The following is a 22,373-nucleotide window of genomic DNA, read 5'->3' on the forward strand; positions in this document are numbered from 1 at the left end:
AGCGGTCATCGGCAGCCTCCTGCGCTGAGACAGCCAACCTTGACCGATGCTGCTTGAAAAAACTCAGAACCTGTCGCGCGAAGTCAGACGCAACACAGATGCCACCAACTCCGCATCCTCTACAACGACGCACTCCAAGCCACGAACGAACTCCGCCAGATCAGATACAAACCCGGCACAGCAGCACCCAGCGGAGGATGGGACCCACAAGCCCCACCCGCCTGCAACATCATCATCCGACCACGCTGACAACACCCGCCACCGCAGTCAACGCAAACCGGCCGCATGAATCCAGTAATCCGCCCACACCAAACACACGGACCCCCACCGCCCAGACAGCACGCCGGGGCATCGACGACGCTCCATACTCGGGCAGCTAGAGGTACTGGCTGGTCTGCACCCGTTCGATGGCTCGGCCGCCGAGCGCATCGCTCTCGTCGGGATCGACGAGCGTCCGGATGAACACGATCCGCTCGCCCTTCTTGCCGGAGATCTTCGCCCAGTCGTCGGGGTTCGTCGTGTTGGGCAGGTCTTCGTGCTCACGGAACTCCTGGCGGATCGAGCCCATGAGGTCGTCCAGCCGGATGCCGTTGCTGCCGGTGGCAAGCGATCGCTTGATGGCGTTCTTCTTGGCCCGGCGCACGATGTTCTCGATCATCGCCCCCGACGCGAAGTCCTTGAAGTACATGACTTCCTTGTCGCCGTTCTGGTAGGTGACCTCGAGGAAACGGTTGAGATCATCGGGGCGGTACATCTCGTCGACGGTCCGCTCGATCATGATCCGGACGGCCTTGTGGGGATCTCCGCCGCCCAAGTCGGCGACTTCCATCGGGTCGATCGGCAGCGTCGGCGTGAGGTAAGTGCTGAAGATCGACAGTGCCGCCTGCTCATCTGGCCGGTTGATCTTGATCTTCACGTCGAGACGGCCAGGACGCAGGATCGCCGGGTCGATGAGATCTTCCCGGTTCGAGGCGCCGATCACGATCACATTGCGCAGACCCTCGACGCCGTCGATCTCCGCGAGCAACTGCGGCACAACCGTCGACTCCATGTCGGAGCTGATGCCGCTGCCGCGTGTGCGGAACAGCGACTCCATCTCGTCGAAGAACACGATCACCGGCCAGCCCTCGGATGCCTTCTCCCGGGCCCGTTCGAAAATGCGGCGGATCTGGCGCTCGGTCTCGCCCACGTACTTGTTGAGCAGCTCGGGACCCTTGATGTTGATGAAGAAACTGCGTGCACCCTGCTGGCCGGAAACCTCTCCCACCTTGGCTGCCAGCGAGTTGGCGACCGCCTTCGCGATCAGCGTCTTGCCGCATCCGGGCGGGCCGTAGAGCAGGATGCCTTTCGGGGCCGGAAGGTCGTAGGTGCGGAACAGGTCCTGATGCAGGTACGGCAGCTCTACTGCATCGGTGATGAGCTCGATCTGGGTGTCCAGCCCGCCGATGTCCTCATAGGTGACATCCGGCACTTCTTCGAGCAGCAGATCGTCTACTTCAGGTCGTGGCAGGCGCTCGAGCACGATGTTGGAGCGCACATCGAGCAGCAGGTTGTCGCCCGACCGCAGCGGCTCGTCGCGCAGGTCGCCGGCTAGCTCCACGATGCGTTCCTCGTCGGCCCGGCCCGTGACCAGCGCACGAAAGCCGTCTGCGAGCACCTCGTTCAGCGTCACCACCTCACCGGACGTCTCGGGCCCACGGGCGAGCACGATGTTGTACGACTCGTTCAGCACCACCTCGCTGCCCTCGACCAGCTCGGTCTCCGCCAGGTCGGGGTGCAGGGCCACGCGCATCTTGCGCCCGCTGGCGTGCACATCCGCCGTGCCGTCGTCATTGCGGGACAGGAACGTGCCGTAGGCCGACGGCGGCTGGGTCAGCTTGTCGACCTCTTCGCGCAGGGCCGCTATGTGCTCTCGCGCCTCGCGCAGCGTGTAGGTCAGCTTCTCGTTCTGCGAGACCGCAGCCGACAGCTGACCCTTCGCCTCAAGCAGGCGTTCTTCGAGCGTGCTGACCCGCGCCGGCGTGTCGGCCAGCTTTTGCCGGAGCAGCGCGACCTCTTCCTCGAGCGTGCGCATGCGGCTGCGGAGCACGCCCGCATCCGCCGCGCTGCTGCGCTGGGACTCCTCGTCGCCCTGGTCCATGCGCGGCCGACACTACCCTGACACTGCTGGCAAGACGCGACGCCTGCCCGCTTGCCAGTCCGGCCGCTAGGCCGGGGGCGATCAGTGCCGTGCAGGACGCGCGCCGACTGGGTAGATTTCATAGGTGGCTCGGTTCCCCTCTTCGGGCCGCCCCACAGGAAGGGTCGCTACACGATGAAGGTCTGGATCGATCAGGATCTGTGCACCGGTGACGGGCTCTGCGAAGAGATCGCACCCGATGTCTTCACGCTTCTCGACGACGGGCTTGCCTACGTGAAGGAAGGCGACAAGGTCTTCGCTGAACCGGGCGGTGTCGAAGGTCTTGCAGAGTTTCCCGACTCGCAGCTCGACGCCGTGATCGAGTCCGCCGAAGAATGCCCCGGGGAGTGCATCTTCATCGAAGCGTGAGCTTCGATGAAGCGACAAGCACAGATCGAAGCCTGAGCTTCTGGTCTTTCGTCATCTGAGGCGACAGTCGCCGCTGGAAGTCACCCCGAGGCTCGCCGGTTGTGCGTGGATCACCGCATCGCCGCGGTAGTCAAACCCCACGTCGACTCCCGACGAGGCGAGGAAGCCCAGCAGTTCGCCGCGGCTGAGCGCATATCCGATGTCGTCGGGTCCAGTTGCGGTGGCGAACGCCACCCCGACAACGCCCCCCCGGTCGACCAACGGCCCGCCGGACTGGCCTTTCTGGACGTCGGCCGCAAGGAAGTACACGTTTCGCCCGATCCCGTCGCCCCACAGCCCTGATGCCCGCACCAGATGCTCGATGCGCGCCGGCGACACTTCAACCCGCTCTCCTTGCAGGTAGCCGATAACTGCCGCTGTGCTGCCGTAACGCACACGTTCGATTCGCAACGGCGGCACAGCAGCATCGGAGCGCAGCAAAACGAGGTCTCGTTCCGGGTCGAACCCGACAATGTCAGCCGAAGCGGTGACGAGCTCGTCGCCGCCTGCGTTCCATGCAATCTCGACGCTCGATGCTCCGGCAACAACATGAGCCGAGCCGACCAGCAGTCCCGACGCGACAGCGAACCCCGAGCCATGAGACACCGGTCCGCAGCCGAACGCATGCACTGCGACGACGCTGGCCAGCACGCCGTCATCAACTGTCACCGCTGCAGGCGGTGCACCCAACCAGACTGGACCGTCGGCACTCGGGATCGAAGCGACGCTGGCGACCGGCGACCTTCCCCGGCCGGAATCGTCGGGATCGGCTGCGCAGGCGACCATCGCGCCAACCAGCAGCACCGCGCCGAACGATCGTGCCGCCCGCAGCGCCGGCCGCCGAACCGGTCGCTCATGGCGCCGCCGCGATGCGGCGGCGAGGGTCACGCAAGGTCGTGTCGCGCAGCGTCGTATCACGCCTCGATCAATCGGGCGTGCGTCAGGAAGCCGGTGTGGGCGACCATGCGGTGATCCGGCCGCACGGAAGCTCCCTTGACGTGCCAGCTCCGGTGCATGACCTCGATGGTCTCGATGAGCGCCCACGGTCCGTCGTCCAGCGTGCGGCGCAGTTGCTGCACCTGGGTCACCGAAGGGTTGTACGCCACCAGAATCCCGCCGCTCCGCAGCCGTTCGGGCAAGTGCACCGCGACGCGCCACGGCTCGGGAATGTCGAGCACGGCCCGGTCGTACCGGCACCCCGAAGAACTCATTCCACCGGCAGCCCCGGTTGCTGCGTTGCTCTGTGAGGGACTGCGGCGGGGCGGGTCGATCGATTCGTACGCATCGCGGAGCTGGACGTCATAGCGATCCAGCGCTTCGGCACCGGCAGTGCTCTCGACGTTCTGGACGGCTCGCTCAGCAAAGTCCTCCCGCAGCTCATAGCCAGTGACGAAGGCACCGCAGCGGAGCAGGGTCGCCGACAAGGCACCTGAGCCCACGCCGGTCTCGAAGACTGCCATGCCGGCTCGAACGTCGGCCAGCATCCAGATCGCACCGAGATCCTTCGGATAGATCACCTGCGCGCCTCGCGGCATCTTCAGTACGTGATCAGCGAGCGTCGGGCGCACCGCCACGAAGCGGGCACCCGATCCGCTGCGGAACTCCGAGCCTTCGAGCGAACCGATGATCTGGTCGTGCGGCACGACTCCAGCATGAGTGTGAAACTCGCCGCCAGAGCGCAGCGCCACGAGATACCGACGCTGTCGACTGTCGACCATCAGCACTGTTTCGCCGGATTGCAGCTCGCCGTCTTCCAGCTCGCCAGGTTGCTTCACGCTTCCTCCGCCGTCGAACTGCCGTCGTCATCGTCCCGTGGCACGTGTCGGATCATGAGCTGGTCGCCCGGTGCCAGCTCGCCGCGGTACACCACTTCCCGCTCGCGCTTGGACCACCGGACAAGCAGCCGCAGCCCGCTCGCCATGATCGCCGCAGCCAGCCATATCCCATTGCCGGTCCGCGCCCGGCGCCACATGGCATCAGTGGCTCGGGCCGGCATGCGCCTCAGCCGCTTCGCCATGGGGCTCAGCCTCTTATACCCGGACGATTTCGACAAGCGTGCTGCGTCGACGACCCCTGCGACGGCCGAACAGGAACGCGGCCAGCACGAGGCCGGTTCCGACGGCGGCAGCTACGGCCACGGCGGCACTGGACACCTGCTCGGCTGCGTCACCCGCTCCACCGACAAGCTGTCGCACGCGATCGGAGATATCCGAGGGCGTGATGCGCTGGCCACCTGCGCTCGATCCCGTCCCGGTATCCCTGTTGCCGTCAGCCATCGTCATCCTCTGCTGCATTCTCGTCGGCCCGTCGTGCGGATGGTTCCGGCGCAACGGCCTCGGTGTGTTTCGGCCGGACAGCGCGGATCAGCAGCGCAATCGCCAGCAAGAGGAAGACGGCGCCAGCCACATGGGGGACGAATGACCAGTTCGCATTGAAGAGGTCCGTCTCAGCCTGCAGGACGCGCACCACCCCCAGCGCTCCGAAGACCACTCCCAGGCTCACTCCGATGGCGCCGATGAGCCCGAACGCCACATACCTGCCCAGCCCGCGTAGCGGGCCCACCGTCTCTTGGACGATGTAGGACCGCAGCATGCCGACCAATTCGGAAGTCTCGGCTCGCAGGCCGGAGTCTCGTCGAGGCACAGTCGCGGCGACGCTACCGTTCGCCCAGCAGTTCTTCCACGCCATCCAGGATCTCCCCGATGACATCCACCCGGCTGGCGGGGTCGGGGGCGCACAGCAGGCTGTGGCGGTCGAACGGGCCGGCGGGCACGAGCGACGCGAGCTGGAACGACCACGCCGATGCCCCAGCGGGCGCCACGGCGAGTTTCGCGAGCTGATCGTCGATGGCAGCTGATTCGGCCGCGGTCACTCCGAGCGCTCCGATCTCAGACGCCCGAGCGCGCAGGCGGCGCAGACGGGCCACGGTCGCTTTGCGCTCCTGTGCGGGCACTTCTGCAGGATCGTCGGGCCAATCGCAGGCCAGAGCCCGGGGGTAAGGGTCGTCGACCAGCCACTCGACGATCCTGATCCGCCGATCGCCGGTGGCCAGCATCACCCAGCGTCCGTCGGGCAGTTCCTGGTGCTGGGCAATGTTGGCCAGGCAACCTATGTCGGCGCGCACATCGCCACCGCCGACCTCGCTGCCGCGCTCGATCATCACGACGCCGAATGGGTCATCGCTGCTGGTGCATCGCCGGGCGAGCGCCCGGTACCGAGGCTCGAAGATGTGCAGTGGCAGCACAGCGCCAGGCAGCAGCGGCGATCCGAGCGGGAACATGGGTCGAATCTCAGGCGGGTGCACGGGTCAATCCTCGCAGGGCGAGAGCGTCTCCCACGGGGTACCTCAGAAGCTGTCCGGCCAATGACTCCTGCAGTTCCAGGCCGAGACGGCCTTCGGGCGGCACGCCGTTCAGCATCTGCGCGAACGTCACCGTCCCGCTGTCGGTCTCGATGAATCCGGCGAGAGCGTTCACGCCGGTGAGCAGGCCGGTCTTGGCATGGAGCCGAGCCGCTGCGGGATGTTCGGCGAACCGGTGTGAGAGCGTTCCCGTGCGGGCCGCTACCGGCAACCCTGCCGCGAACGCACTCTCAGGGCCGTAGTGATCCAGCAGCGCGGCGAGGAAGCTGCACGTGACCATGTTCTGGCGGTCGAGCCCCGAACCATCCACAACTGCAGGCCGGGATTGATCGGGCAGCAGATCCGACACGATCCGCTCGGCGGCCGCGGCACCGGCCGGCGTGGAACCTGCCCCCGCACTGCGCAGACCGATCTCGCGCAGCATCATCTCCGCTGTGGTGTTGTCGCTCTCGCGCAGCATCTGCTGGATGATCTCCACCAGCGGGGGCGATGTGAGACGAGCGATCTCGCTCAGACCGCTGGGCGCCGCTGACACATCAATCTCAACGTCCACCGCAACGCCTCGGACTCGCAGCAGGTCCGCCAGCGTGGACACGAACCAGCGCGCCGGGTGCTCGGCCGCCGACAGAGTTGTCGTGAAGCCCGTGATGCCGTCGTTCAGATTCAGCGCCGACAGCGGGCCGCTGTTGAGCTGCGTGATGTACCGCTGCGGCCACGTCTCGGGAAATCGCGTCGTGTCATAGCGAGACTCGTCGGCAATGAGATTGCCCCGCAGCGTTTCGATACCGAGCGCGACGAGGTCATCAGCGAGGCGTTCCATAGGCGTGCGCAGCTGCGGCTGGCGCCGGTGCGAATCTGCGTAGGACTGCGTCATGATCAGCGGATCACCGCCGCCGACGACCCAGACAGTGCCGTCAAGGACGCCGTCGACGATCTCCGTATCGGTCAGCACTCGAGTGACCAGCCGCTCATCGGCATCGACCACGGCCAGCGCTGCTGCAGCCGTTACGAGCTTCTGCACGGATGCGGGGATCACCGGATCGGGATTGCTGGAGAACGCTTCGACGCCGTCGATCCAGATCGCGAGGCAGTGCGGCTCGGGCCAGTCGGAACTGAACGCGGTCATCTCAGTGCCGATGTGGTGCTGCTGTGCCGCCCGCCACAGCGCATCGGGTGCACGCTCGGCCCGAAGCAGCGGCAGCGTCGACGCCGCTGCTCCAGTCCCGGCTGCACCGTCGGGCGCAGGCTCATCCAGCGTGGAGGCCAAGACGGGAGTGCGGAGCGAGGCTGCGTGCGCTGCCGCATCCTCGGCCGAGGAATTCATGCGCACGGCTGCCACCGTGGGCAGCAGGCCGGCCGCTGCCGTCAACAATGCCAGCACGGCCGTGCGCAGCGGTCTCACGTCACTCGACTGGAAGCGCCGCCTAATGCGGCACTGTGACTCTGCACGCCGCCTAATGCGGCACTGTGACTCTGCACGCCGCCTAATGCGGCACTGTGACTCTGCACGCCGCCTACACCATTTCGGGGTCGGTCAGGATGCACAGATTCGAGATGCCCAGCGCGAGCCAGTACGCGAACTCATCCAGCACTCCAAGCGCCGCAGCATCGCCTTGGCGTGCCGCGGCAGTCACCTCTGGCCCGCGGAATGCGTCGCCGAGTCGCTCGACAGCCATCCGGTCCAGCGCAGATCCGGATGCGTACATCTCCCAGCAGCCCCGTCGCCCGCAGGCACACTGGCGACCCCCCGCCTCAACGATCATGTGCCCGGGCTCCCCCGCCAGCCCTCCTGAGCCACGCAGCACCTCGCCGTTCAGCATGAACGCTCCCCCGATGCCCGTACCGAGCGACACCATGACACCGTTGCGAACGCCACGCGCGGCACCAGCGGACATCTCCCACCGGGCGGCACAGTTCACCTCGTTGTCAAGGAACACCGGCATGTCCAGCAGCTCGCTGAGCCCTGACCCGATATCCGCGCCGTCGACATCGGTCAGGTTGGGCGAGACCGTCACGCGACCGTCGAGCGTGATCAAGCCGGCCATCCCGACGCCGACGGAAACGGGGCGCGATCCGGAGCCGAGGCGCGCCGTCATATCCGCCAGGGCAGCCATGAGGGGCGCCGCGCCGTCGGGCGTCGGCTCACGCAAGGTCCGCTGCACGGCACCGTCGTGATCGGTCACCACGCCGAAGATCTTCGTGCCGCCGACATCGAAGCCGATGCGCACAGCCGATGTCGCGTCGCGAGCCACGTCGGCTATCCCCGGCGTACTGATTGTCATGAGCGCAGGGACGCCCGCCCCGAGGCGTCGCGGCCCAGCTTCCGGGCTCGGATCAGAGCTTGCCCAGAATCGAGGCGCAGCTCGACACGTCGATGCCGCCGGCCGGCTCGACCTCGAGCGCGGTCACCGTCCCGTCCTCGATGACCGCCGCGTAGCGCCGGGAGCGAGAACCCAGGCCGACGCCCGAGACATCCATGACCAAGCCCATGGCCTCGGCGAAGTCGCCGTTGCCGTCCGCCGCCATCTCGATGCCTTCTGCGCCTTGGGCCTGCGCCCAGGCGTTCATGGTCCACGCGTCGTTGACCGAGACGCAGACGATCTTGTCGACACCCTTGCCCGCAAGCTCGGACGCACCTTCGATGTATCCAGGGAGGTGGACGTTGCTGCAGCCTGGGGTGAATGCGCCCGGCACTGCGAACAGCACCACCTTGCCGCTGCCCAGCATCTCGCCGGACTGCACGGGCGCAGGCATGCCGCCCTCGTCCAGTACTCGCAGTGTCACATCGGGAATCTGGTCGCCGACCTCAATCGCCATTGCTTCGCTCCGTCCCTGCTCGTTGTGTGGGGAACATGTGGCTCGCAGCGTATCCGGCGCCCGAGCCCCGGGGCTCAGCGGGTGGCCGGCACCTGCACGCTGTCGATCCAGCGCAGCATCTCGCGGTAGGTCGACACCGACGGCAGGTCCGGATTGGCTGCGGCCACCGCCTCGGGACATCGGAACAGGCTCGCCGCGTCAGCCGCCCTCAGCATCGTGAGATCGTTGTAGGAGTCGCCGATGGCGGTGACGTGGTAGTTCAGTGCGCGGTACGCCTCGACGGCGCATCGCTTCGCATCGTCCACCCGACGTCTCCACCCCGCCAAGCGCCCCTCGGCCACGTCGAGACGGTGGCAGAGCAGGTGCGGGTAGCCCATCAGCTCCAGGAAGTGATCGTCGAATTGCTCGAACGTGTCCGACAGCAGCACCACGACCCAGCGCCGCCGGAGCTCGTCGAGAAACTCTCGAGCCCCCTCCAGCAGGGGCAACTCGGCGATCACCTCGCGGATCTGCTTGAGCGACACGCCGTGGGTGTTGAGCACATCGATCCGGTATCGCATCAGTGCGTCGTAGTCCGGCTCGTCACGGGTCGTACGTCGCAGCTCGTCGATGCCGGTGCGTTGGGCCACCGCTATCCAGATCTCGGGCGTCAAGACGCCCTCCATGTCCAATGCGATGACCCTCTGCACGAGCGCCGATTCTGTCACGCACACCGCCGCCACTCGGGAGCATGCCGAGACAGTCCCGATACTGTTGAGGCCGGGCGGCCGCCATCGCCGCTGACGGCCGTACCGGAGAGGTTGTCCGGAAGGGTTGCCCGAGGAGTTGTCATGGCGTCGCAAGCCAACATTCCCCAAGTCCGCCTGCCGACCAAGATGGCCCATTGCGTGTTCCGCACTGACGACATCGCAGCGGTGCGCGATTGGTGGTGCACCGTGCTGGGTGCGCGGGTGGTTCACGAGAACGAGTTCATCTGCTTCATCTCCTATGACGATGAGCACCACCGCATGGCCTTCGTCAACCGGGGCCAGCCGGGTCGCTACGAGTCGCGCAAGGGCACTCTGGAGCACATCGCTTACACCATGGGCACATTCGGCGACCTCATGGACCACTACGAGCGGTTGCGTGCGGATGGCATCCTGCCGGTGCGCACCATCAACCATGGGCCGACCACCTCCATGTACTACGCCGATCCCGATGGCAACGGCGTTGAGTTCCAGGTCGAGAATTTCGCGACGATGGCCGAGTGCATCGAGTTCATGAACGGGCCGGTCTTCGCAGAGAACCCCATCGGCGTGCTGTTCGACGCCGATGTGCTGCTTGAGCGGTTCCGACGCGGCGACCCGCTCGCTGAGTTGGTGCAGCAGGGCTCAGCTCCGGCTGCTTGAACCCCCCTCCCGGAGGCATCCAGTGAGCAACACCGTCCACCGCAACGTCTACATGACCGACGAGCTGCAGGCGATCTACGACCAGACTGCCGCGTTCGTCGCCAACGAGGTAACCCCGGTGGGCGACGTGTGGGAGGAGACGGGCCAGGTCCCCCGCGAGATCTACAAGCGGATGGGCGAACTGGGAATGTTCTCGCTGCGCGTGCCCGAGCGCTGGGACGGACTGGGCCTCGGACCGCTCGCCTCGGCTGCATTTGCTGAGGCATTGGGCACGTCGACGTACGCGGGCTTCGAGGCGAACATCTTGGTGCACACCGACATGGCGTTGCCGCACCTGCTCAATGCAGGCACCGACGCGCAGCTCGAACGCTGGTTGCCGTCGATCCAGTCTGGCGACACGATGCTGTCCATCGGCGTCACCGAGCCCGATGCCGGATCGGACGTGGCAGGCCTCCGCACGACTGCCGTGCGCGACGGCGACGGCTGGCGGCTGAACGGCGCCAAGACCTTCATCACCGGGGCCGTATACGGCGACATGACGGTGCTGGCTGCTCGTACCGATCCGGACAACCGGTACGGGATCTCGATGTTCCTGGTACCGGCCCAGACAGAGGGCTTCGAGGTGGCGCGCAAGCTCGACAAACACGGCTGGCGCTGCTCGGACACCGCCGAATTGGTGCTGCGCGACGTGTGGCTGGGTGACGACCACCTGCTCGGGGAGCTGCACCGTGGCTTCTACGCCACCATGCAGAACTTTCAGAACGAGCGCATGGTGATCGTGGGGATGGGCATCGGAGCGGCACAAGTGGCTATCGATCTGACCAACGCCTACACCCAGCAGCGCAAGGCCTTCGACGGCTCGCTGTACGACTTGGGGGCCATCCGCCAGCGCATGGCGATGAATCAGGCCAAGGTGGACGCCGTGCGAGCCTCGATGTACCACGCCGCATGGCTCAAGGAACAGGGCATCGACGCCATCAAGGAGATGTCCGGCGTCAAGGCATTCGGCGCCGAGGTCGTGAATCAGGTGATGTACGACTGCATGCAGTTCCACGGCGGCATCGGCTATATGCGCGAATCGACGATCGAGCGGATGTGCCGCGACGCCCGCCTCCTGCCCATCGGCGGTGGCGCCACCGAGGTCATGCTCGAAGAAGTCGCCAAGCGCAGCTACGTCGACGTCTGAGCCGGCCGAGGGGCTGAGGCCCAATAACGCTGGCTTGGGGGAACCTGACTAACGGGACTCGAGCCAATCCCGTACGGCGCCCGCGAATCGGGCAGCCGGCGCGCCGTCGAAGGCCCGGTGGTCCCACGTCAGCGACAGTGTGAGCGTCGGGAGTGCAGCCGGAACATCCGCCGACCAATCAGTCCCGTCGCGGATGCGGCCCACACCCAGGATCGCCGTATTGGGCGAGTTGATGATCGGCGTGAAGGCATCGACGCCGAACATGCCCAAGGCTGTCACGGTAAACGTGGCGCCCTGGTAGTCGTCGTATCCGAGTGTGCCGTCGCGGGCCCCAGCGGCGAGGCGCGTGGTCTCCGAGGCGATCTCATCGAGACTGAGCCGGTCGGCGTGGCGGACAACCGGCACGAGCAACCCATCGTCAAGCGCGACAGCAAGCCCGACGTGAATGTCGCCCAAGAGCGCCACCGCATCGTCGGTGACCTGAGAATTCACCCGCGGGTGCCTGCCGAGCGCAGCCGCCGCCGCAGCGAGCACATAATCCGTGTAGCCCGGCACCACCGCTGCGACAGCATCTGCGTGCCCATCACGCTCGTCGGCGTCATCGCTACGAGCGGCTTCGACGAGTGCAGCCCGTTCGGCCACCACGGCGCTCATGTCGACATCCGTCGTGAGTGTGAGCTGGGCCATCGAGCGGAGCGACGCACTCATGCGCTCGGCGATCACACCGCGCATCCCCCGCATAGGAATCTCTTTGACAGGCGTTTGCGACAGGGGCGGCGCAGGCGTGGCAGACCTCGTCGATGCGTCTGCCGCGGCTGCTGTTGCAACGGTTGCAACCTGGGCCGGAAGCGATCTGGTGGACGAAGCCGGGTCTTCGCCGACGGCCCGTGAGCTGAGGCCGGCCAGCAACGTGCGGACATACGCAGCTACATCGCTGCGCGAGATGCGTCCATCGACGGCGCTGGCCTGAACGGAGCGAAGGTCCACACCGAGCAGATCGGCGAGTTGACGGGCTGCGAGGGTTGCCGGCGGCTGCACCGACGCACTTGGCTCGGGTGTCGTGGATCCGGTGATGCGAGCCGGCTCGGCTGCAGGCAGTGCCGCCAGAGCCTTGCTCACGGCTCGCACATCTCGCTCGGTGATGCGGCCCTTGGGCCCGCTTCCGGCAACCGCTGCGATCTCGACGCCAAGCTCTCGGGCCAGCCGCTTGGCCGCCGGCGACGCCAGGATGCGCTCGCCCGGCGCACGCACCGGCACTGTGGGCACAGGCAGCGGGGAGGGCTGAGATGCAGGGACGGCCGCCGCTTGCACCTGCGCCGCGGCGGGCGCGACATCGGCCGGCGCCGGAGGTTCCTCGCCGGTTTCCAGGAACCAGCCGATCCGCACGCCGCAGGGGTATTCCACGCCGATCTCGCCGGTCTGAGCAAGCACACCGCTGCCCGAGGCCTCAATCTCGGTCTCGACCTTGTCAGTCTCCACCAACAGCACTGCCTGCCCTGCGGTGACCTCGGCACCGTCAGGCACGAGCCAGCGCAGGATCGTCCCCGACTCCATCGTCAGGCCCAGCTTCGGCATTGCAAACTCGATGGCCATCGGCGTCCCTTTGCTCAGCGACCCGCAACCGCAGAGCCGAAGGGGTAGCGCCGTTGCTGTGCTGCCGCAACCGCAGCACCCACGTCGATCACGTACGGACCATCCGGATTGACGGTGGCATCCGCCCTCTCGCCCCGGCCCAGCACAATCTCGCGTTCTCCGTCGAGGGTCAGCACGCCGGGACCCGACAGAGTGACCGGCTGGCCGAAGCGCAGCCGCTCGCAGTGCGCGATGTCGATGTCGGAGTAGGCACCGGGCATCACAGCTGCTCGGATGTGTCTGCAGCTCTGTACATCCCGTGCATTCGCGGACGCGCACCCCAAGCCGACATGCACCCCGCCGGATTCCGTCCTGCCCACGGGTGCAACGGCTGCAGCGATGGCGGCGAGTCCAACCGAGTCGGGCTCGGCGATGGCAGCCACGATCTCGCTCACCGACCCCAGATCCCAAATGGCGCGTGCTCCCACGAACGCGCCCCTCACGAGGCACACGTCAACGAGCGCCATCTCCGCGCGCTGGATTCCCTCCGTCGTGATGTCGATGATCTTCGCCTGCCACGTCACCTCGGCCGCATCGGCATGGCCGCTCGCCACGGCTCCCGCAGCGAAGCCGGCGACAGTGGCCTCTGTCTGGATTGGGAAGACGTTGTTGGTGCCGACCGCCAGCGGCACTAGCGGTGCTTCGCGCCAACCCGTCGCGACATCACGCTGGGTGCCATCGCCGCCGAGCGCAACGATGGCCCCCACGCCCTCGTCACGAAACTGCGCGGCGGCCAGCTGCGAGTCACGCCCGGTGTGCCAGCCGTGCGGTTCGGCCACCTCCACCGATCCGGGCACTTCCCATCCCGCCAGCGCACGTTCCCCCAGCCGTGCCCGGTCGCCACTGATCAGCACACGCTCGGCGCCGCCCTCGATCGCACCCACCACGGCGCGCCGTATCGCGCCGATCTTGACGGCGTCTGATATCGGGGTTGCCCCCGAGGTCAACCGCCTGATGTCTTTGCCGGCGAGCGGGTTGGCGACGATTCCGACTGCTGGGCCTGCCGCCGAGTCGGCAGCTTGGCTCACGCCGCCGCTAGGGCCCGGATCCGTTCGCCGATCATCTCGGCGTTGGGAACCCATTCCTTCTCGAGCACGGGGCTGAACGGCACCGGGCTGAATGGCGCGCCGACGCGCTCGATCGGAGCATCCAGATAGTCGAAGGCTTCCTCAGCGATCTGGGAAGCGATCTCTCCGCCGAGGCCGCCGAACCGCACGGCTTCGTGCACCACGGCGACCCGGCTGGTTCGCTGCGCTGATTGGACCACAGTGTCCATGTCCAGCGGCTGGAGGCTGCGCAGATCGATGACGTCGCACTCGATGCCTTCTGCGGCCAGCGCATCTGCCGCCGACGTCGCCTCGTGCACCATGCGGCCGTAGGTCACCACCGTGACGTCGTCGCCCGGTCGCACAACTTGCGCCGTGCCCAAGGGAATCTCATACAGGTCCTCGGGAACGTCGCCCTTCAGTCCCAGCAGGCGCTTGTGCTTGACGAACACGGTGGGGTTGTCGTCGCGAATGCACGAGATGAGCAGACCCTTCGCGTCATACGGGTTCGACGGCATGACCACCTTGAGCCCCGGAATGTGGCACAGCATCGCCTCGAGGCTCTGGCTGTGCTGGGCCGCCGCTGACAGCCCAGCACCGGCGCTCGTGGTGATCGTCATCGGCAGCGTGGCCTTGCCGCCGAACATGTACTTCAGCTTTGCCGCCTGGTTCACGATCTGGTCCATGGCCACGAGCATGAAGTCCATGAACATCACGTCGACGACTGGGCGCAGGCCGCTCACTGCCGCCCCGGTGCCCAGACCCACGATGGCCTGCTCGCTGATCGGCGTGTCCACCACTCGCATGTCGCCGAAGCGCTCGTTCAGACCGCGGAACGAACCGAACACTCCCCCGGCTCGGCCCACGTCCTCGCCCGCCACAAAAACGTTCGGATCGGCGTCCATCATCTGCGCCAGCCCCTCGGTGAAGGCGGCTCCGTAGGCGATGCGGCGCGCGTCAGTGTCGGCTGGGGGTGTCATGAGGTGGCTCCTGAGTACGCGGCCGGCGTGTAGACGTCGACCAGCAGGTTGTCGGGATCGGGCAGCGGACTCTCCTCGGCGAACGCAATCGCCGCTTCGATGTCTGCCTCCGCTGCGTCATGCGCCGCTTGGGCGCCATCGGCGTCGAGCACGCCGGCGGTCGCCAGCCGATCCTCGAACAGCTCGATCGGGTCCCGTTGCTTCCACTGCTCGAGTTCGTCGTCGGAGCGGTACTTCATGCCGAGGGTCTGCACGCCATGGTGGTTGTAGAAGCGGTAGGTCTTGGCCTCGATGAACGAGGGCCCCTCGCCCCGGCGGGCCCGGCTGACGGCCTCGTTGGCTGCTTCCCACACGGCCACCACGTCCATGCCGTCCACGATCGCCCCGGGCATGCCGTAGCCGGCTGCGCGGTCCACCACGTCGGTGATGGCCATGGTGCGGTCGCGTGGCGTGAACTCGCCGTACTCGTTGTTCTCGCAGACGAACAGCACCGGCAGCGACAGCGCAGCCGCCATGTTCGCAGCTTCATGGAAGGCGCCGATGTTCGAGGCGCCGTCGCCGAAGAACACCACCGAGACTCGGTCGCTGCCCCGGTACTTGTTGGCGAACCCGGCGCCTACGGCGATCGGCACGCCGCCGCCCACGATGCCGTTCGCGCCGAGCATTCCCAAGTCGAGGTCGCAGATGTGCATGGAGCCGCCCTTGCCCCCGCAGTAGCCGGTGGCCTTGCCCATCAGCTCGGCCATCATCCCGCCGTAGTCGCCTCCCTTGGCCACCAGGTGCCCGTGGCCCCGGTGGGTCGAGCTGATCTGGTCGTCATCGTCGAGGTTGGCGCACACCCCGGCGGCTACGGCCTCCTCTCCCACGTACAGGTGCAGGAACCCAGGCAGCCGGTTCTGCTCTGCGAGCCGGCCCGCGGCTTCCTCGAAATGGCGGATCCGCACCATGCGCCGGTGCAGATCCAGCAATGTCTCTGGACTCGGATCCATGCGAACCCCCTCGTGGCACGGCTCCAGCGCGCCTCACCCTAGTTCTGGGCCTGTGCGCCGATCACGGCTGCGCTGGGCCCGCCTGTCGCCATCACGGGTTCGGCGACTCCGTGGCTGCCACAGGTGACGCGTAGGGTGGCGCAGTGGCACCCGAACCAGATGCACCTCCGACCTCTGAACCGCGTTCGATTCATCCCAGCGGCCCCGATCCCGGCATCGGGCGTGGCGGTCTGCGCTCAGCGGCCTGGTTCGACATCGAGGGCGACCCGCTCATGTCGGCGCTGTACCTCGAGCGCTACGCCAACTACGGGTTGACACGCGAGGAGCTCCAGTCGGGCAAGCCGATCATCGGCATCGCCCAGACCGGCTCAGACCTGTCGCCGTGCAACCGGCACCACCTCGAGCTGGCAAAGCGGGTGCGCGAGGGCATCCGGGAGGCCGGCGGCATCGCCTTCGAGTTCGGCGTGCATCCCATCCAGGAGACCGGCAAGCGTCCCACGGCTGCGCTCGACCGCAACCTCGCGTATCTGGGCCTTGTCGAAGTGCTGCAGGGGTACCCGCTCGACGGTGTCGTGCTCACGATCGGCTGCGACAAGACCACCCCCGCATGCCTGATGGCGGCCGCGACGGTGAACCTGCCGGCAATCGCCCTGTCGGTCGGGCCGATGCTGAACGGCTGGCACGAGGGCCGCCGGACCGGATCGGGAACCGTCGTGTGGAAGGCCCGCGAGCTGTACGCGGCCGGCGAGATCGACGATGCGGGGTTCATCGACTTGGTCGCGTCCTCGGCTCCGTCAGTCGGCTACTGCTCCACTATGGGCACCGCCACCACCATGAACTCGCTGGCCGAAGCCTTGGGCATGCAGCTGCCGGGCTCCGCTGCGATTCCCGCCCCCTACAGGGAGCGAGCGCAGGTGGCGTACCGCACCGGGCTGCGCATCGTCGGGATGGTGCGGGAAGACCTTCGACCCTCCGACATCATGACCCGCGAGGCGTTCGAGAACGCCATCGTGGTCAACTCCGCTATCGGCGGGTCCACCAACGCCCCCATCCACCTGAATGCGATCGCCGCTCACCTGGGCGTGCCGCTCGACAACGACGACTGGCAGAAGCATGGCTACGCGGTTCCGCTGCTGGTGAACCTGATGCCTGCCGGGGAGTATCTCGGCGAGGACTACCACCACGCCGGCGGTGTGCCAGCCGTTGTCGGCGAGCTGATGCGAGCCGGATTGCTGCCTCACCCTGAGGCGCTGACGGCCAACGGCCGCAGCATCGGGGACAACTGTGCCGATGCCGAGATCATGGACACCGACGTGATCCGTGCAGCCGGCGAGCCGCTGCTGGCCGATGCGGGCTTCATCAACCTGTCGGGAAACCTTTTCGACAGCGCCATCATGAAGACCAGCGTCATCTCCGACGAGTTCCGCCAGCGCTACCTGTCCGATCCCGATGACCCTGACGCATTCGAGGGCCGTGCCATCGTCTTCGACGGGCCGGAGGAATACCGGGCGCGCATCGACGACCCTGAGCTCGACATCGACGAGCACTGCATGCTGTTCGTGCGCGGGACGGGCCCAGTGGGCTATCCCGGCGGCGCCGAAGTGGTCAACATGCAGCCGCCGGCGGCACTGCTGGTGCGGGGCGTCCACTCGCTGCCGTGCATCGGCGACGGTCGCCAGTCGGGCACCTCGGGGTCGCCCTCGATCCTGAACGCAGCCCCCGAGGCAGCCGTGGGCGGCGGCCTGGCGCTGCTGCGCACCGGCGACCGTGTCCGGATCGATCTGCGGCGCGGCAGCGCCGACATGCTGGTGGCCGACGATGAGCTGGCTCGCCGACGTGCTGAGCTGGACGACGCCGGCGGCTATCCGGTGCCCCCGTCGCACACCCCTTGGCAGGAGATCCAGCGATCGATCGTCACCCAATTCGACGAGGGCATGGTGCTGCGTCCGGCGGTCAAATACCGGGACACTGCTCGGACCCATGGCACACCCCGGCACAACCATTAACAGCCGGTTGACGGCGCTCAACGAGCCCCGGACACCTCAGCGATGATCTGGGCACTGCTGGCGCTGCTGGCAGGTCTCGTGCTGCTAGTGGTGGCCGGAGACCACTTCGTCGCGGGAGCGTCGCGCCTTGCGACCGCGCTGCGCATGCGCCCCGCAGTCATCGGCGCTGTGGTGCTGGGCTTCGGCACATCCGCTCCCGAGATGGTCGTGTCCGCGCTGGCGTCGATCAATGACAACCCGGCGCTGGGTGTGGGCAACATCGTGGGCTCGAACGTGGCGAACCTGAGCCTCGGACTCGGTTTGGCGGCGTTGCTGATGCCGATCCCGTTCTCCAACATCGCGCTGCGCCGAGACGTCCCATGGTCGGTAGCGACCGCCGCCGTCTTCGCCGTGCTGGTGATGGATGACCATCTCAGCCGCCTCGAAGGCGGGTTGCTGGCGGCGCTGATGGCGATCACGCTGGTCTGGCTCATCCGCACGTCGCGTGATGACGAGCGGCTGCCCGATGCAGGCGGCGCTCCCGGCACGACGGCACGTGATGCCGGGGCCGCATGGCGCAATCTGGTGCGAGCGGTCCTGGGCCTGTGCGGCGTGATCCTCGGCGCTCAGCTCGCCGTGGAAGGTGCCATCGCCCTGGCCAAGCACTGGAATCTGAGCGGCGGCTTCATCGGCTTCTCGATCGTGGCCCTCGGCACGTCGCTGCCGGAGGTGGCAACAGTGGTAGCCGCCGCCCGCAAGGGCCACACCGAGCTGATCGTCGGGAACCTGTTCGGCTCCAACGTCTTCAACAGTCTCGCTGTGGGCGGGGCTATGGGCCTCGTGGGAGCCGGTGCCATCGACGACCCGTCGCTGACCGGCCTCGGCATCGGGGCGATGATGGCGGTGGTGCTGCTGGCCTACCTGGGCGCCTTGGTGGGCAAACGTGCCGGGCGCATCGACGGCGTCGCCCTGCTCGCCATCTACGTCGCCACCATGATCCTGCTCGGCACAAGCTGAGCCAACCACGAGCCGATCTGCAGACCGGTCCGCCGGACCCGTGTGAGACTGGCAGCTATGCATCTGCAGGGTCGGTTCTTGGGCGACCGATCTCGGTCGCGTCGATCGCGGCGTGCAATGGCTCTCGCAGTGGCAGCCGCCGCCCTGGCTGCCTCGTCGACCCTCGCGGGAATTCCGGCCGCACATGCCCAGTCGTCACCCATTTCAGCTGACGTCACCCGGTACGCTGGCGAAGACCGCTACGCCACATCACTGGCCGTCGCGCAGACCCTTCTGGTTGAACGCGAAGGCGCCTTGGAATGGGCGGTCATAGTGTCAGGGCACAGTTGGCCCGATGCCGTCGTGGCCGCGTCGTTGGCCGGTGCTCTCGACGCGCCGGTTCTGCTCTCGCCCCCCGACGAACTGCTCGAAGAAGCCTCCGATTTTCTCTGGATGGCGGAGATCTCGAAGATCCTCGTGGTGGGGTCGCCGGAATTGCCGGGAATCAGCAACGACGTCGTCGCGGAACTGGTGTCAGGCGGCTACACCGTCGAGCGGGTGGTCGGCAGCGATCGCAGCGAGACAAGCGTCGCTGTCGCCGAGCGGCTGGGCGAGATCCTGCGAGATCGTTCGGGCACGACGGCAAGCGTCGGGGCGATGCCGGGGTTCGGCTCCACGGCGATCGTGGCGAGCAGCGAGGTGTTTGCCGACGCACTGGTCTCGGGCCCGGTGAGCGCCTACGGGGAGCATCCGGTGCTGCTGACAGCGCCGCAGCATCTCGACACCGACGTGGCCGACTATCTGGTCGACGCCGGCGTCGAGCACGTCGTGCTGATGGGCGGCACCGCAGCGCTGGGACGCCGGGTGGAACGGGCTTTGGACGACCTTGGACTCGACGTGACCCGGCTGGCGGGTGCAACGAGATTCGATACCGCAGTCCTGTTGGCCGAACTCGCGCACGAGCGTTACGTCGACGCAGGCGGCCGCGCTTGTTTCACAGACACGGAAATCGGTCTGGCACGGGCACGTGTGCCATTCGATTCATTCAGTGCTGGCCCCTTGTTGGCCCACCGGTGCGCGTCGTTGGTGTTGACCGATCCGCTCACGACAGACTCCGCGACTCAGAGTTACCTGGACACCGCTGCCGACACAGCAGCGGTCTCAAACGCCGGTGCCCTCCAGATCCACGTCTTCGGCGGCCAGGCGGCGGTCTCGGCCAGCGTCGTCCGCGCGTACTTCGGCGGGTCGACGCCGACAGGGCAGCAAGCCGGGCTCTCTCCATCGGGATGCGGGAGCGACCACTTGGACCGAATCGACCTGGAAGTCACCGACCTCATCTTCCACGTCTCGTGGAATCGTGATTGCAGCCGGATGGTCTGGACCAACACCGACCGCGAACTATGGGTCGCGAACGGTGACGGAACCGAGGCCAGGCAATTGCCGGGCGAATTCTCCAAACCGGGGTGGCCGACCTTGTCGCCCGACAGCACTCGCGTTGCATTCACAGCGGTGGTCGGGGTTGGCTCTGATGCGCAGTGGTACATCGTCGTGGCCAACACCGACGGCAGCGGAACCGTACTGACGATCCCGCATGCCTTTGCGACTGGCGGCCCGTCGTGGTCGCCCGACGGCACCCGGCTCGCCATCACCCGTTCAGTCGAGATCCCCGACACGACGAGCGACCGACGCATGTTCGATCGTTTCCTCGTCATCGTCGACGTCGAAACCGGACAGGAAACCCCGTTGCTCCAAGGAGGAGCCCACGAGGTGGCACCGGCATGGTCGCCCGATGGCAGCCAGATCGCCTACGGCTCTGGCGACGGCTCTCACGGCTCGATCTGGGTCATGGAGGCGGACGGCACTGAGCGCCGGTACTTGACCGCCGCAGACTCCCCGCGTGGTGCCAACTGGTCGCCCGATGGCACGCGTCTTGCTGCATATCGGAACCTCCGGGGACACGGCAACGATTTCGGAGAGAACGGGATCGTCGTCGTCGACCTGGTAGGTCTCGGCGAACAGCTCTTGCCTCTCGACGATGCCCTGCTGCGCGAGCGCTTCTTTCCCAACAGGGCACCCCAGTGGTCGCCTGACGGGCGTCGGCTGATCTTTCACAACGCTGGCGAGTACCCGTGGCGCTACCAGCTTCCCGCGGAGAACTGGATGCAGCTGATGGCGGCGCCACAGCAGGCGTCGACGTTCGTCACCACCTGCAAGCCACGTTCGGGCACAGAACGGCACACCGTGGGATTCCCGCTGCCCACCTGGGCGAGGTCGTCGACGGGTGTGCTTCGGGTCGCTCTGCTGTTTGTCGACTTTCCGGACGCGGTAGCGAACCGCAGCACATGGACTGAGACCTCCCCGTCAACGCACCACATCGAGAGCTACCTCGAGACGATGAGCTACCGCCAGCTCGACGTCGAGCTCGTACGGCACGACACGTGGCTGCGCGCTGAGCATGCCCATACCCACTATCTCGGCGATTCCCAGTGGGGGGAACTCCTGTGGCAGCCGATCGGCGAGCACGCTGTCGAGCTGGCTGACCGCGACGGGTTCGACTTCTCCGGCATCGATGTCGTCATGACGATCATGCCGAGCAGCCACTTCGGCGGCGGGGGCAACGAAGGCGACAACGTGTCTGCCGACGGCAACACCATGCGCTCCATCCGGATCAACCACAGACCGGAGGGCGCGGGGCGTCCCGGCTACGAGCCGTCTACCAGCGTTACGGTCTGGGGCCCCACGGCGGCCCACGAGATCCTGCACAGTCTCGGTCTGCTCGACTTGCGCTGGAATCACCTCGTGGGGTTCATTCTGTGGCCGATCGGTCATCCGAACGCTCCCCCGCCCGTTCCTGAGGGGGACAGTTGGGCCACGGTCTCATTCGGGTCGATGGATCTGAACGGTCGCGCTCAGGTGACGGGGCTTGGCCTTCGCGACGAACGTCCGGAGATGCTCGCATGGAGTCGCTGGCAGCTCGGTTGGCTCGACTCAACTCAGGTCGAGTGCATCCGCGGCCCTGCTGCTGACGTCCAGCTCTCGCCAATAGCGGACCCGGGCGCTGGTACCGCGATGGCAGCCGTACAGATATCCGCTCACGGCGTGATCGTCGTCGAGAGCCGGCGGTTGCTGGGCTTCGACACGCCCTCGGATTTCTTCTACGACAGCGTCGCGGCCGGCGTCCTCGACCAGAGCTATCTGAACGAAGGCGTCCTCGTCTATACGGTCAACACCCAGCTCTCAGACCACCCGGCCTCGCTTGCGCACGATGACGGGCGCGGCAACCTCTCCAGGTTCCCGTTGCTGGATGTCGGCGAGTCGGTGAGAGTGGCCGGCTACACCATCACCGTCGTCGCGGACACGGGTTCACAGCACCGGGTCTCGATCCGCAAGAACGACTGAGAACCCG

General features: G+C 66.8%; 21 protein-coding genes. 6 read left to right on the top strand and 15 right to left on the bottom strand.

Features of this window, described 5'->3' with window-relative positions; translation table 11 throughout:
- Positions 1 to 376: 376 nt before the first annotated feature.
- Positions 377 to 2,140, bottom strand: a complete 1,764-nt coding sequence (gene arc / locus VI480_RS02725) for a proteasome ATPase (RefSeq protein ID WP_323671281.1) — start codon at positions 2,138 to 2,140, stop codon at positions 377 to 379.
- Between the two features lie 174 nt (positions 2,141 to 2,314).
- Here arc and VI480_RS02730 point away from each other — a divergent pair, with 174 nt between their 5' ends.
- Positions 2,315 to 2,548: a ferredoxin gene (locus VI480_RS02730; RefSeq protein ID WP_323671282.1), complete on the top strand. Its 234-nt coding sequence runs from the start codon at positions 2,315 to 2,317 to the stop codon at positions 2,546 to 2,548.
- A gap of 51 nt (positions 2,549 to 2,599) precedes the next feature.
- On the opposite strand, the gene VI480_RS02735 is transcribed toward VI480_RS02730, so the two are convergent.
- The 10 genes from VI480_RS02735 to thrH all read right to left on the bottom strand — a co-directional run bounded on the left by VI480_RS02735 (position 2,600) and on the right by thrH (position 9,454).
- The gene (locus VI480_RS02735; protein WP_323671283.1) at positions 2,600 to 3,256 is read right to left on the bottom strand and encodes a trypsin-like peptidase domain-containing protein; all 657 of its coding nucleotides are present in this window, start codon (positions 3,254 to 3,256) and stop codon (positions 2,600 to 2,602) included.
- Positions 3,257 to 3,501: 245 nt separating this feature from the next.
- Positions 3,502 to 4,362 (bottom strand): tRNA (adenine-N1)-methyltransferase, encoded by an 861-nt coding sequence (locus VI480_RS02740; protein ID WP_323671284.1) that lies wholly within the window; start codon positions 4,360 to 4,362, stop codon positions 3,502 to 3,504.
- A complete protein-coding gene (locus tag VI480_RS02745; protein ID WP_323671285.1) occupies positions 4,359 to 4,604 on the bottom strand; it encodes a hypothetical protein in 246 nt (81 codons plus the stop codon). The genes VI480_RS02740 and VI480_RS02745 overlap by 4 nt, the downstream gene beginning before the upstream one ends.
- Before the next feature lie 13 nt (positions 4,605 to 4,617).
- Positions 4,618 to 4,863, bottom strand: coding sequence for a hypothetical protein (locus VI480_RS02750; protein ID WP_323671286.1), 246 nt, complete (start codon positions 4,861 to 4,863; stop codon positions 4,618 to 4,620).
- Positions 4,856 to 5,230 carry a hypothetical protein gene (locus VI480_RS02755; RefSeq protein WP_323671287.1) on the bottom strand — a complete coding sequence of 125 codons (375 nt, stop codon included), beginning with the start codon at positions 5,228 to 5,230 and terminating at the stop codon, positions 4,856 to 4,858. The genes VI480_RS02750 and VI480_RS02755 overlap by 8 nt, the downstream gene beginning before the upstream one ends.
- A 13-nt stretch (positions 5,231 to 5,243) precedes the next feature.
- Positions 5,244 to 5,867, bottom strand: a complete 624-nt coding sequence (locus VI480_RS02760; protein ID WP_323671288.1) for an LON peptidase substrate-binding domain-containing protein — start codon at positions 5,865 to 5,867, stop codon at positions 5,244 to 5,246.
- Between the two features lie 10 nt (positions 5,868 to 5,877).
- A complete protein-coding gene (gene dacB, locus VI480_RS02765) occupies positions 5,878 to 7,350 on the bottom strand; it encodes a D-alanyl-D-alanine carboxypeptidase/D-alanyl-D-alanine-endopeptidase (protein ID WP_323671289.1) in 1,473 nt (490 codons plus the stop codon).
- A 112-nt stretch (positions 7,351 to 7,462) separates the two neighbouring features.
- Positions 7,463 to 8,200 (bottom strand): ROK family protein, encoded by a 738-nt coding sequence (locus tag VI480_RS02770; protein ID WP_323671290.1) that lies wholly within the window; start codon positions 8,198 to 8,200, stop codon positions 7,463 to 7,465.
- 82 nt (positions 8,201 to 8,282) lie between these two features.
- Positions 8,283 to 8,765: a peroxiredoxin gene (locus VI480_RS02775; protein WP_323671291.1), complete on the bottom strand. Its 483-nt coding sequence runs from the start codon at positions 8,763 to 8,765 to the stop codon at positions 8,283 to 8,285.
- A 74-nt stretch (positions 8,766 to 8,839) separates the two neighbouring features.
- Positions 8,840 to 9,454, bottom strand: coding sequence for a bifunctional phosphoserine phosphatase/homoserine phosphotransferase ThrH (thrH, locus tag VI480_RS02780; RefSeq protein ID WP_323671292.1), 615 nt, complete (start codon positions 9,452 to 9,454; stop codon positions 8,840 to 8,842).
- 141 nt (positions 9,455 to 9,595) lie between these two features.
- Here thrH and VI480_RS02785 point away from each other — a divergent pair, with 141 nt between their 5' ends.
- Together VI480_RS02785 and VI480_RS02790 are read left to right on the top strand one after the other, a co-directional pair.
- Complete coding sequence (locus tag VI480_RS02785; protein WP_323671293.1) at positions 9,596 to 10,153, top strand: VOC family protein; 558 nt, start codon at positions 9,596 to 9,598, stop codon at positions 10,151 to 10,153.
- A 22-nt stretch (positions 10,154 to 10,175) separates the two neighbouring features.
- A complete protein-coding gene (locus VI480_RS02790) occupies positions 10,176 to 11,339 on the top strand; it encodes an acyl-CoA dehydrogenase family protein (protein WP_323671294.1) in 1,164 nt (387 codons plus the stop codon).
- Between the two features lie 48 nt (positions 11,340 to 11,387).
- Here VI480_RS02790 and VI480_RS02795 read toward each other — a convergent pair whose 3' ends face one another.
- The 4 genes from VI480_RS02795 to VI480_RS02810 are packed head-to-tail and all read right to left on the bottom strand — an operon-like array spanning position 11,388 to position 15,986.
- Positions 11,388 to 12,932: a 2-oxo acid dehydrogenase subunit E2 gene (locus tag VI480_RS02795; RefSeq protein ID WP_323671295.1), complete on the bottom strand. Its 1,545-nt coding sequence runs from the start codon at positions 12,930 to 12,932 to the stop codon at positions 11,388 to 11,390.
- A gap of 14 nt (positions 12,933 to 12,946) precedes the next feature.
- Positions 12,947 to 13,999 (bottom strand): NAD(+)/NADH kinase, encoded by a 1,053-nt coding sequence (locus VI480_RS02800; protein ID WP_323671296.1) that lies wholly within the window; start codon positions 13,997 to 13,999, stop codon positions 12,947 to 12,949.
- Positions 13,996 to 14,997: an alpha-ketoacid dehydrogenase subunit beta gene (locus VI480_RS02805; RefSeq protein ID WP_323671297.1), complete on the bottom strand. Its 1,002-nt coding sequence runs from the start codon at positions 14,995 to 14,997 to the stop codon at positions 13,996 to 13,998. Before VI480_RS02805 ends, VI480_RS02800 begins: the two co-directional genes overlap by 4 nt.
- Positions 14,994 to 15,986, bottom strand: a complete 993-nt coding sequence (locus VI480_RS02810) for a thiamine pyrophosphate-dependent dehydrogenase E1 component subunit alpha (RefSeq protein ID WP_323671298.1) — start codon at positions 15,984 to 15,986, stop codon at positions 14,994 to 14,996. The genes VI480_RS02805 and VI480_RS02810 overlap by 4 nt, the downstream gene beginning before the upstream one ends.
- A 215-nt stretch (positions 15,987 to 16,201) precedes the next feature.
- Here VI480_RS02810 and VI480_RS02815 point away from each other — a divergent pair, with 215 nt between their 5' ends.
- The 3 genes from VI480_RS02815 (at position 16,202) to VI480_RS02825 (ending at position 22,366) form a co-directional block, all read left to right on the top strand.
- Positions 16,202 to 17,992, top strand: a complete 1,791-nt coding sequence (locus VI480_RS02815) for an IlvD/Edd family dehydratase (protein WP_416246624.1) — start codon at positions 16,202 to 16,204, stop codon at positions 17,990 to 17,992.
- A 42-nt stretch (positions 17,993 to 18,034) separates the two neighbouring features.
- Positions 18,035 to 18,988, top strand: a complete 954-nt coding sequence (locus VI480_RS02820; RefSeq protein WP_323671300.1) for a calcium/sodium antiporter — start codon at positions 18,035 to 18,037, stop codon at positions 18,986 to 18,988.
- A gap of 117 nt (positions 18,989 to 19,105) precedes the next feature.
- On the top strand, positions 19,106 to 22,366 hold the full coding sequence (locus VI480_RS02825; RefSeq protein ID WP_323671301.1) for a cell wall-binding repeat-containing protein: 3,261 nt from the start codon (positions 19,106 to 19,108) through the stop codon (positions 22,364 to 22,366).
- Positions 22,367 to 22,373: the final 7 nt, after the last annotated feature.

The sequence above is a fragment of the Candidatus Poriferisodalis multihospitum genome, from assembly GCF_028283155.1.
In the GTDB taxonomy this organism is placed as follows: Bacteria; Actinomycetota; Acidimicrobiia; order Acidimicrobiales; family Poriferisodalaceae; genus Poriferisodalis; species Poriferisodalis multihospitum.

Excerpts from the sequence above, each read along its gene's own strand:
- VI480_RS02805 (WP_323671297.1), bottom strand. The coding sequence starts at position 14,997 with ATGACACCCCCAGCCGACACTGACGCGCGCCGCATCGCCTACGGAGCC.
- VI480_RS02730 (WP_323671282.1), top strand. The coding sequence starts at position 2,315 with ATGAAGGTCTGGATCGATCAGGATCTGTGCACCGGTGACGGGCTCTGC.
- VI480_RS02795 (WP_323671295.1), bottom strand. The coding sequence starts at position 12,932 with ATGGCCATCGAGTTTGCAATGCCGAAGCTGGGCCTGACGATGGAGTCG.
- VI480_RS02810 (WP_323671298.1), bottom strand. The coding sequence starts at position 15,986 with ATGGATCCGAGTCCAGAGACATTGCTGGATCTGCACCGGCGCATGGTG.
- arc (WP_323671281.1), bottom strand. The coding sequence starts at position 2,140 with ATGGACCAGGGCGACGAGGAGTCCCAGCGCAGCAGCGCGGCGGATGCG.
- VI480_RS02745 (WP_323671285.1), bottom strand. The coding sequence starts at position 4,604 with ATGGCGAAGCGGCTGAGGCGCATGCCGGCCCGAGCCACTGATGCCATG.
- VI480_RS02775 (WP_323671291.1), bottom strand. The coding sequence starts at position 8,765 with ATGGCGATTGAGGTCGGCGACCAGATTCCCGATGTGACACTGCGAGTA.
- VI480_RS02820 (WP_323671300.1), top strand. The coding sequence starts at position 18,035 with ATGATCTGGGCACTGCTGGCGCTGCTGGCAGGTCTCGTGCTGCTAGTG.
- VI480_RS02760 (WP_323671288.1), bottom strand. The coding sequence starts at position 5,867 with ATGTTCCCGCTCGGATCGCCGCTGCTGCCTGGCGCTGTGCTGCCACTG.
- VI480_RS02750 (WP_323671286.1), bottom strand. The coding sequence starts at position 4,863 with ATGGCTGACGGCAACAGGGATACCGGGACGGGATCGAGCGCAGGTGGC.
- VI480_RS02785 (WP_323671293.1), top strand. The coding sequence starts at position 9,596 with ATGGCGTCGCAAGCCAACATTCCCCAAGTCCGCCTGCCGACCAAGATG.
- VI480_RS02825 (WP_323671301.1), top strand. The coding sequence starts at position 19,106 with ATGGCTCTCGCAGTGGCAGCCGCCGCCCTGGCTGCCTCGTCGACCCTC.